Raw genomic sequence first — 9,960 nt, 5'->3', positions numbered from 1 at the left:
AGTGGGGTCATGCAGTTACGTGGACCGTGGGCATAGTTAACCGGACAGTAGTGATCCGTACTGACAAATATCAACATAGTGTGAGCGTCCGGATATATAGACTGTGTACCACCTGAAGAATCCCAATCATTCTCCTGGTGAATCCTCGAAGCATTGAGAAGCTTGTCACAGGGACATAGCAAATAGGCTGAGGGGGAATATTGGGAATCGAAAACCGTGTAACAGTATTCACATCTTTAATACATAATTTAATGCATCTACGGAATTATAGTTGTAGAAAGCTTATCCAATTGGAGGGTATAGATTATAAATCGCAGTGGTGCCAAGACCACTGCTTGAATAAAAATAGATGACATGACAGGTGTGACAGGTTGTTAGGATAGTATTTTGAGTATTCTAATAATTCAGTTCTTAAAATAACTTGTCATTATTGTCATTACTGTCATTTTTAGATCATCAACTAATAGAAGTGTAGTCTGCTGAAAAGTTTTCCATCAGCTGATAAACAAGATTGAATGTCCACCCACTATTTGAAAAAAATAATCAGGCAGGTATTTTCAGATGTAGCCAATCCTCTATTAGATCTATTCTAGTCGAGATATCCTCTGTGCTCTTTCCTCGAAGTGAACACTCCCAGACTGTATGTACTCTCCACCCGGCTTTCTGAAGAAGCCGGATGTTTCTTAGGTCTCTTGCTCTATTGCCAAGAATTTTTTCTTCCCAAAATTCTCTGTTGGTATTTGGCCATTTAAACAAATGACACCCATGGCCATGCCAGAAGCAACCATTAACAAATATTACGGCGTGATATTTTGGAAATACGAGATCCGGGCGCCCAGGCAAACCCTTCTTGTGCAGCCGATAACGATAACCCCTCTTGAAGAGTTCCCGTCTGACTATTAGCTCCGGTTTGGTGTCCTTGCCCCGTATGCCAGCCATCATCTGGCTGCGCTTACGGGGTGAGACTACATCGGCCATCAGGCTACCTTCTTGGAGTCTCCTGTTCGGACTTCGCCAGCAGCTACAGCCTTGGCTCTTATAATGTAAGGCAGCATTAGCTTTGCCACCGATGAAAACACGGGGACCACTACGCTGTTGCCGAACTGTTTATAGGCCTGCATATCGGAGACGGGGATTCGGAAAGTGCTCTCACCTGGTTGATCAAATCCCATAAGACGTGAGCATTCCCTGGGCGTTAGTCTTCGCGGTCTCCTCCGGGGGCCGCGATCTACGAGGGCTTCGGAGCCATCCTTGTAGTACCTGGCGGACAATGTTCTCGTAGACCTGTCATTTGCAGTGACTTTTCCAAACCCGAAGCCGTTTCCGGCCTTTCTATGCTTTTCAGCGTAATTCTTCAAATAGGCCCAGAGCTTGGGTGTGAGGATATACTTATCATCCACAGAACCCTCTGGTTCGAGAATATCTCCTACTTTGGGTTCTCTCTTTGGATAGAAATTCTTTATGTCCTTGAGAGTAAGGTCATTCATCACATCAAGGTCGCGTCTGAAGGCAACAATGACTATCCGCTCCCTGTTTTGAGGGACAAAGTGCTTCCCATTGATGATCTTCGGATCAGCTTCTGAATTGTTGTACTCAGAATCAGCGACGTCATATCCAAGCTCATCCAGAGTATTCATGATGACTTTGAATGTCTTCCCCCTGTCGTGGCTCTTCAGGTTTTTGACATTCTCAAGCATCACCGCCAGAGGGCGCTTCGCGTCGATGATCCGAGCAACGTCGAAAAACAGAGTGCCTTGCGTATCGCACTCGAAGCCGTGTGATCGTCCTAGAGAATTCTTCTTGGATACTCCCGCTATTGAAAAAGGCTGACAGGGGAAGCCAGCGAGCAGGACGTCGTGGTCCGGAATGGACTTCCGGATGTGAGCATATGCCTTTTTGTCTGACATACCTGCCGGTTGAGTTATCTCGCGAATATCCCCCTGGATGTCATGATCGCAGTGGTAGTTGGCGAGGTAGGTTTTCACTGCGTATTTATTGTACTCACTTGTGAACACGCACTTTCCCCCAACGGATTCAAATCCGTGACGGATTCCACCAATACCGGCAAACAGGTCTATGAAAGTAAACTGCTCTTCCTGAGTATTCGGCTTTGGAAGCATGGCCTCAAGGTTTATTCGCTCCAGGTAAGTGAGCCAATCCTGCTCTGGATGTGCCACGCGATCCTTTAACCATCGATTGATGACTTCACGAGGATGATTAATTTGGTCGGCAATCGCCTGCTGGGAATAGATGGAAGCCACCTTTGAAAGCAGCTGGTAATCGGTCAGGTTGGGCATGAGCGGTCTGTCTACCTGGCAATCAAAGAAGGAATGAAAGTGTGACAGAAAGTCACACATATGTCCCTTTCTGTCAATCACCAATTATTTGGTAATCCCGGATGTGTATGAAATTCAGGCAGATGGGTCATTCACAGTATGGCGTAGCTGCGACTACTAGTGCGCTTCGCTTGAAATCGGACGAATACCACCTGGAATATGGCTCCCGCCTCCATGCCCCAACCGCATATTTTGGGCTCCTCGTCACTCTGAGTGGAATTAGACCACATGCTGGGGCATCCTACCGCGCACCGAAAGACAAGGAATGGCAACATGCGCAGCGACGATATTCTGCTGCTGGGGATTGGCATTCAGCCACCCTGGCAGCTGGTTGATCAGCATCTGGATACCTCGACGCAGCCCCACGAGCTGCACCTGCAGGTAGCCGGTGAGCGCGGTGCTCGCTACCCCTGTCCGACATGTGGCGCGCTCTGTCCAGCCCATGATTTTCAGGAGAAGCGCTGGTGGCACCTCAACTTCTTCCAGCACCACTGCTACATCACGGCCTCGGTGCCTCGGGTGAAGTGCCCCGACCACGGTGTCCGTCAGGTGGAAGTGCCCTGGGCGCGCAAGGGGAGCGCCTTCACGCTGTTGTTCGAGCAGGCCGCACTGGCTCTGGTTCGGGAGATGCCGGTGCTGGCTGCGGCGCGCCTGATGGAGATCACCGACACGCGCCTGTGGCGTATCGTGAAGCACTATGTCGCACAGGCGATCTCGCAGTTTGATCTGAGCAGCGTTCGAGGTATCGGCCTGGATGAGACGGCCAGTAAGCGCGGCCACAACTACGTTACCGTGTTCATCGACATGGAGCGGCGCAAGGAGCCGGTGCTGTTCGTCACACCCGGTCGTGGCAAGGGGACGCTGAAGCAATTTGCCGACTTTCTGAAGTCTCACGGTGGCGACCCGCAGCAGGTGCTCGAAGTGGTGTGTGACATGTCGCCGGCCTTTATCAATGGCGTCAAGGAACACCTGCCGGAGGCGACCATCACGGTGGACTGGTTCCATATCGTGCAGGTCTTTACCCGCTCGGTGGACTCTGTGCGCAAGCTGGAAGGGAAGGAAAAGCCGTTGCCCAAGCAGCTGCGCTGGGCGGTACTCAAACGGGGGCAGGTGGGCCACCTGACCGACAACCAGTTGCTCGCGCTGGCCGAGATTATCGACCAGGGGCTCGACACGGCCACGGCCTGGCGGATCAAGGAAAAGCTCGCATGGGTACGCAAGGCCAGAACACCGCGAGGCGCACGCTGGCGGATCACTCACTACCTGAACTGGGCATCCTGTCTGGTTGGCGACACGCCAGCCCTGGAGCCCGTGCGAAAAGCGCTGGCTACCTTGAGGACGCATGTGGATCGAGTGGTTCAACGCTGGACCTCAACCTATACCAATGCGCGATTGGAAGGCTTGAATGGCATATTCCAGGCGGCGCGTGCCAGAGCTCGGGGATATCGCAACACGGAGACGTTCATGACCATGATCTAACTGATTGCCAGCCCTGCGGGCTCGATCCTGAAATCCACATGAAATGACGAAGAACCATATTTTGTGACCTGGTTCTATTGAGTGGAATTGGGAAATACGCGAACCTTGTATATTTGCAAAAGCAGCTATCAACGCTGTACCCCAATTTTAGATTGATCTGCGAGTAACTTGGATATGGACTACCAGTCAAGCGGCGAAAATGAGAACAGTCTCCATGATGATATGATCAACGAGCCTGACCCTTCCCGGCTAATTCATGGATTGAGGGACACTGGGTATGACTTCTATACCGCTGCAGCGGATATCATCGATAACTCTATCGCAGCAAATGCAGATAATATCAATATAAATATCGAACTTACTGCCGATGGCAGAAAGTTCGTGTATTTCGGTGATGATGGTCACGGCATGGATTCCGACGGGCTTTGGAATGCGATGCGATATGGCGCGAAAATTCGCGAGGACCTTGCCTCCCTTGGAAAGTTTGGACTGGGATTAAAAACGGCATCCAGCTCGGTCTGTTTGAAATACTCGATAATTTCCCGGAATGGAGCTTCGGTTCCGCTGCAGAAGCTGACTTGGGATCTCGATCATGTCGCTGATGCTAATTCTTGGGAAATGCTTGATGAGCCTATTTCTGAAGACGAAACAGAGATTTTCGAAGAGCTCTGCGGAGAATCAGGCACACTTGTTATCTGGTCAAAATGTGATCGATTGCTCAGTAAGGTCTACGAAGAACCGGGTGGCACCAGAGAACAGACTGCCATCAAGAATAGAAGACAGAAGCTTGCAGAACACTGCGCCCTCATATTCCACAAGTATCTGAATCCGGATGATACAGACCACCGCACTGTGAATATCAACGTTAACGGTTCCAGGGTCGAATACTGGAATCCATTCTACCCGGAGAAATCAGAGCAGGTATTGCCAGAGAAGTTGACAACGCTGGCTATACAGAGGGAAGACGGTACCGTACACAACGCGACAATCAAGGCGTGGATTCTTCCTCATGCGAAGGATATGACGCCGGAGGAGAACAGGAAGTACGCCAAAATATCCAATAGGGGGCAGGGCTTCTACATACACCGGGAAGGCCGTGTAATTCACTACGGTGGATATCTGGGTTTATGGCGGTCAGATGATCCGCACTGGTCTTTGTTGCGAGTAGAGTTTGATTTTGATCATAACCTTGATGAGGCTTTCCGGGTCGATGTGAAGAAGAGCCGAATCCTGCTGGATCCGGCGCTCGAAGATGCGTTAAAGGAGTTATTGGGGCCGGCCCACAAAGAAGCTGATCGACGATACCGTAGAAAGCAGTCCACTAAAGTTACCAGTGGGATCAATCATAGCGATTCCAACAAGACCATTTCAGCAACCAAAAACACCGATAAGGTAACTGCGAGTCAGGTAGACGAAAACACCGGGACCGCAGTAGTTTCGAACAACAAAGGTCACGGGATAAAAATCCTTACTCCGGTGGAGAGCAATGTGTCCCCGGATAACCTTTACGTAAGTCCAGTAGATACCATTTCTACGGGTGCCCTGTGGGAACCTTGTTTGACGAGTGCGACAGACTCGAACCACTCAACCGGAGTTCACCTGAACAAGCAGCATGACTTCTATATAAAAATCTACAGTCAAAGTAATTCAGGAGTGTCAGTTGAAGGTCTTGATCTACTTCTCTGGGCTCTAGCTGCAGCTGAGCACAAAAATACGGATGAAGAGTTAGCTGTTATGTGGGAGGACATACGGGATGAGGTATCGAGTAACCTCAAGAAACTCCTCAGGTCATTCGAAATCCCTTCTTCAGATGATTGAAGTAATTCATTGTGGATGAGCAGTACATACCTGATATCGCTTCTCTGCTGGAAGAGAAGATCGGTGTGGAGATGCGGGGGTCAAAGGATCCACTCGAAGCGAGGAAGGGTCTAATCTTCTGGTTTGCAAATTACAATAGGGGAAATGGTCCAGTATTCTCGATTAGGCCGACCGGACTCAAGCGACTCGTAATAACATTCAAATTCGGTGCGTATGCCGCCGCTTGCGTAGAGCATACTAAATCGCATGCTTCCCGTGAGGACTTCCTGCTTGCAAATGCATTTTTTGAGCAGCTAGATCATGAGTATGGTCTCAGAATAAATGGAAAGCCATTTGGCCCGAACTGGGAGATCAGTTCGGATCTAAAAATTGAAGCAACCAGGAAGATATCCGAACGCATCAGTCGAGAGAGCATTGTTGAAACCGTAAACCTCGTTATGGTACCGATAGTTGCCTCTGTTGCAGAATTGGTAGGGTATGAAGAGAAGGGAAATGAGGCTGAAGAGGCTGTGCCGGATGAAGAGGGTTCGATTAGTCATGCTTTAACACTGAAACGAGAGCGTAGCATTAGGAACAGGTTGTTATGCCTTTCCATTCATGGAGATCAGTGTGGAGTGTGCGGATTCCAGCCTTCGGATCTATATGGGTCGGACATGCCCTCAATTCTTGAGGTTCACCATATTGAGCCCCTGAGTGAAGTAGAGCAACCCAGGGCATATGACCCAAAGACAGACCTAATACCCCTATGCCCCAATTGCCACAGAGCAATACATAAGCGGCGTCCAGCCTATACACCCGCTGAGTTGAAGGAACTTTTGCACACATGAATGGGGAGCTGGAGAGGCTAGAACGTGACTACCGAGATTTTGATGCTTCAAATCTTGGATTCCCGTTTTCAACCAGGCTGATCAATCCGGTATTACGAATTGAGCGGGTAGACACTAAATTTTCTGCTTCACTCGGTTCCAATATCATCAAATCCGGGTCTGAAGTTTTTCTCCCTTGTCTTTCACTGTCACATAATTGGCTTTTTGACGGAGCTCGTATCAAGCCACTACCTCACGACTGTCCTGAGATAGTTGCTAGCGCGATGTCAGGACAAACTCCTTCGGATCTGACCTTTCCCCAAGTACTTAGACTGCTTAGGGAGGGAATTGACGGTATTGAAGTCAGTGTGGCTGCTGAGGTTCTAGAGAAAGCCAATAGTCGGTCGATGCACGTTGCACTGCCAAAAGCCGTCGAGGGACTGAACGCGACTCTGTACCCCTACCAGGAGAGAGGAGTAGCCTGGTTATTGGATGCTTTGGAATCTATAGGCGGTGCAATACTGGCTGACGAGATGGGTCTTGGGAAAACCCTACAGATAATCGCGCTGCTTTTATTGAAAGAACCCTCGGAAGAAAGTCCTGCTCTAATTGTATGTCCAACCACGCTGATAGCAAATTGGCATCGCGAGATCCACAGGTTTGCTCCTTCAATACGTTTACAGATCCACCGAGGCGGTGAGCGTACGGGCTATTATCGAGACCTCATGAGATCAGAAGTTGTTATAACGACTTATGACACTTTGGTAAATGACGTTGCTATGTTCAGGGGGGTGGACTGGACCTATCTGATATGCGACGAAGCTCAGGCCTTGAAGAATCCAGAATCCAAGCGTCGTATAGCGATTTCGACGCTGTCCCGGAAATACGCTATTCCTGTCACGGGTACGCCTGTAGAGAACACACTATTAGACTTGTGGTCACTTGCAGACATTGCTGTGCCTGGTATTTTTGGTACCAAAGAAGACTTTTCTGCGACATATCCAGATTCAGAAGAAGGTGCCATAGAGCTTGGAGAGTCGGCGGATACGATAGTCCTTAAGAGGCGGGTTAGGGATGTTGCCAACGATCTGCCGGACCGAACAGATATCGATCTTCCTGTAGAAATGGATGAAAAATTGAGCCGAAGCTATTGTCAGACCAGAGACGAGGTTATTTCAGAGTATGGACGAGCAGGGAGGCTCGTGGCAGTGGGACAGCTCGCGATCCACTGCGCACATCCCTGGTTAAGAGTTCAGGCAAGCAACGAAGATCCATGGGCAGAAGAAGCCGAACTGTCAGAGGACTCCAATCATGCTCTCTTGACACCCAAAATGGAGTTATGCGCTCAACTTCTCAAAGAGTCTGCCCAAAATGGCAAAAAGGTTCTTATTTTCGCTACTTACAATCGCTGTGGTGAATTGATTCGGCGAGCGATTAGTGAGAGTGGTGTCAGATTCAACTACTGGAACTCAATTAATGGAGCAACGCCTCAGCCTGATAGGCAGGCGATAGTAGATGAATTTTCGTCCGCCAGCGGACCTGCTGTACTGGTTTTGAACCCAAGGGCAGCGGGAGCTGGGTTAAACATTACGGCAGCGACAGTGGTAATTCACTACACACCTAATTGGAACCCTGCGCTGGAAATGCAGGCCTCCGCGCGAGCTCACAGAAGAGGGCAGGAAGATCCTGTCACAGTATACAGATTGTTTTATCTTGGAACGGTAGAAGAAACAATGATAGAGAGAAGCCAGTGGAAGCGAGAATTGGGTAACTCAGCAATTCCAATTAGTACTCGAGACAACAATGACCTGGATAAAGCACTGTCTGTTGAGCCCTAGAATATGAGTAAATCATACAAGAAAGTACTCACCAAGAATGATACCGGCGAAACTGGTGGTCACCAAGCTGGTATTGCAGTTCCCAAGAAAGATGAAGATTTATTGAGTTTCTTCCCGAGGCTTGATCCAGATCTCTTTAATCCGGATGCGTGGATAACGTGTATCGATCCGGACGGCGATGAATGGGAGCTAAGATACATTTACTATAATGGAAAAACCTTTGACCCACCGAAAAGTACTCGTAACGAGTATCGATTGACCCATTTGACAAAGTTTTTTTCGAAATGGAGCGCGGAATCTGGTGATTCTCTTGTTTTTACATCCACGGAAAGAGAGACATATTTCAAGCTACACTTGGAATCTGTGGATAACCACGAATCTATTAATGATCCTGCGCCAATTGTCCTTGCTGGTTGGAAGCCGGTTTTTTAGTTCATGATTGTTGATAGAAAATATAAACCGGGAGTTCTTGGGCTTTCATGGCAGGGCCTTACCAATAGAGCGTAGCTAATCATGGAATTGTATATCTATCCAATTAGAGATCGATGAAGTGACTGCCTCAAAAAATTGAATACAAGATGCCAAAGAAATCAGACAATCCCCTTTTTGACCCCCAGCGTGAGACAGCTGGATCTCAAACTTTTGGAAAATATGAGTATCAATATCATTGGGCGTTGTGCAGATTAATAGAGCAGCATCTCAAGCGGCAAGAGTACATCGTATTTGTCGAGCTTCATGAAGATGTAGTGGTCGGTAATTCGCTAGATGGCAACAAAGTTAAGTTTGAATTCAGTCAAGTAAAAGAGTTTTCGAGTGCAGGGATCACGCTGAATGGAGTAATGTCTTCCAAGGCAGGAAAAGATTCAATACTGCTAAAAATGTTGCGTTCGGTATCAGAAAAGCAGTTTATTGATGACGTCGATGTTATTAATCTTGTCGCTACATGTGGATTTAAATTTCCACTTAAAAATCCGAATCTGAAAGTTGAGGTTCTAGCATGCACAGATCTTACCGAAGAATCCATATCGGAAATTAAAAAACATGTAACTTCAGGAAAGATCGATTTGAAGCTTATTGATAAGCTGAATTTCATATTGCCAAATCTTGCAAGCGTGGGGATACAAGACGCTGTTGTCGGTAGGATTGCATCACTCATCGATCACATATATCCGATGAGCAAATCGATGCCAGTCTACGTTTATAGAACTCTCGTAGATGAATTACATCGGAAAGGTATGGTCTCCTATGATTACAAGAAATGGGAAGACCTGGTTGAGAAAAAAGGGCTAACCAGCGTTACAGTTGACAGGGTAATTAACCAGTTCGCGGTTGATGATCGTAAAGTCGATTTAAGATCAAATTTCGATCTACTCGCTGCAGAGCTTGCGATCCCGTTTATACAGAAAAAGAACTTGTGGAAGTGTGTTGAGCGATATTATACAAGAGCAATAGCATCACGGGACCCGGCAACAATGGCTATCGACCAACAGATATGTGACAAAGTGTCGAGTGCAGAGGATTTGTCCTTTTCGGCAACAATCGATGCTATTGAGTTCATTGAAAGTGAGCTCTCTGAGAAGACGAAGCAAGCACTGGGCAACGCCAATGACATAAGAGGAGCAGTGATATGTCGGATGTTACTGAATTAAGAAATCTTGAGCGCTATAAACTGCTTATCCGCAA

General features: G+C 48.0%; 8 protein-coding genes. 6 read left to right on the top strand and 2 right to left on the bottom strand.

Going from position 1 to position 9,960, the window contains the following annotated elements; all coding sequences use genetic code 11:
* Positions 1 to 543: 543 nt before the first annotated feature.
* Together AACZ17_RS13430 and dcm are read right to left on the bottom strand one after the other, a co-directional pair.
* Positions 544 to 978, bottom strand: a complete 435-nt coding sequence (locus AACZ17_RS13430) for a very short patch repair endonuclease (RefSeq protein ID WP_290742020.1) — start codon at positions 976 to 978, stop codon at positions 544 to 546.
* Positions 978 to 2,297 carry a DNA (cytosine-5-)-methyltransferase gene (dcm, locus tag AACZ17_RS13425; protein ID WP_290742017.1) on the bottom strand — a complete coding sequence of 440 codons (1,320 nt, stop codon included), beginning with the start codon at positions 2,295 to 2,297 and terminating at the stop codon, positions 978 to 980. Before dcm ends, AACZ17_RS13430 begins: the two co-directional genes overlap by 1 nt.
* Before the next feature lie 312 nt (positions 2,298 to 2,609).
* Between dcm and AACZ17_RS13420 the strand changes: the two genes are divergently transcribed.
* The 6 genes from AACZ17_RS13420 to AACZ17_RS13395 all read left to right on the top strand — a co-directional run bounded on the left by AACZ17_RS13420 (position 2,610) and on the right by AACZ17_RS13395 (position 9,926).
* On the top strand, positions 2,610 to 3,815 hold the full coding sequence (locus AACZ17_RS13420; RefSeq protein WP_290742014.1) for an ISL3 family transposase: 1,206 nt from the start codon (positions 2,610 to 2,612) through the stop codon (positions 3,813 to 3,815).
* 174 nt (positions 3,816 to 3,989) lie between these two features.
* Positions 3,990 to 5,633 carry an ATP-binding protein gene (locus tag AACZ17_RS13415; protein ID WP_290742011.1) on the top strand — a complete coding sequence of 548 codons (1,644 nt, stop codon included), beginning with the start codon at positions 3,990 to 3,992 and terminating at the stop codon, positions 5,631 to 5,633.
* An 11-nt stretch (positions 5,634 to 5,644) separates the two neighbouring features.
* The gene (locus AACZ17_RS13410; RefSeq protein WP_290742007.1) at positions 5,645 to 6,460 is read left to right on the top strand and encodes an HNH endonuclease; all 816 of its coding nucleotides are present in this window, start codon (positions 5,645 to 5,647) and stop codon (positions 6,458 to 6,460) included.
* Complete coding sequence (locus AACZ17_RS13405; RefSeq protein WP_290742004.1) at positions 6,457 to 8,277, top strand: DEAD/DEAH box helicase; 1,821 nt, start codon at positions 6,457 to 6,459, stop codon at positions 8,275 to 8,277. The genes AACZ17_RS13410 and AACZ17_RS13405 overlap by 4 nt, the downstream gene beginning before the upstream one ends.
* 3 nt (positions 8,278 to 8,280) lie before the next feature.
* Positions 8,281 to 8,709: an EcoRII N-terminal effector-binding domain-containing protein gene (locus tag AACZ17_RS13400; protein ID WP_290742001.1), complete on the top strand. Its 429-nt coding sequence runs from the start codon at positions 8,281 to 8,283 to the stop codon at positions 8,707 to 8,709.
* Positions 8,710 to 8,855: 146 nt separating this feature from the next.
* Positions 8,856 to 9,926, top strand: a complete 1,071-nt coding sequence (locus AACZ17_RS13395) for a dsDNA nuclease domain-containing protein (RefSeq protein ID WP_290741998.1) — start codon at positions 8,856 to 8,858, stop codon at positions 9,924 to 9,926.
* Positions 9,927 to 9,960: the final 34 nt, after the last annotated feature.

Source organism: uncultured Haliea sp. (assembly GCF_963973825.1).
Taxonomy (GTDB): Bacteria; Pseudomonadota; Gammaproteobacteria; order Pseudomonadales; family Halieaceae; genus Haliea.
This window is presented reverse-complemented; position numbering and strand designations above follow the sequence as displayed.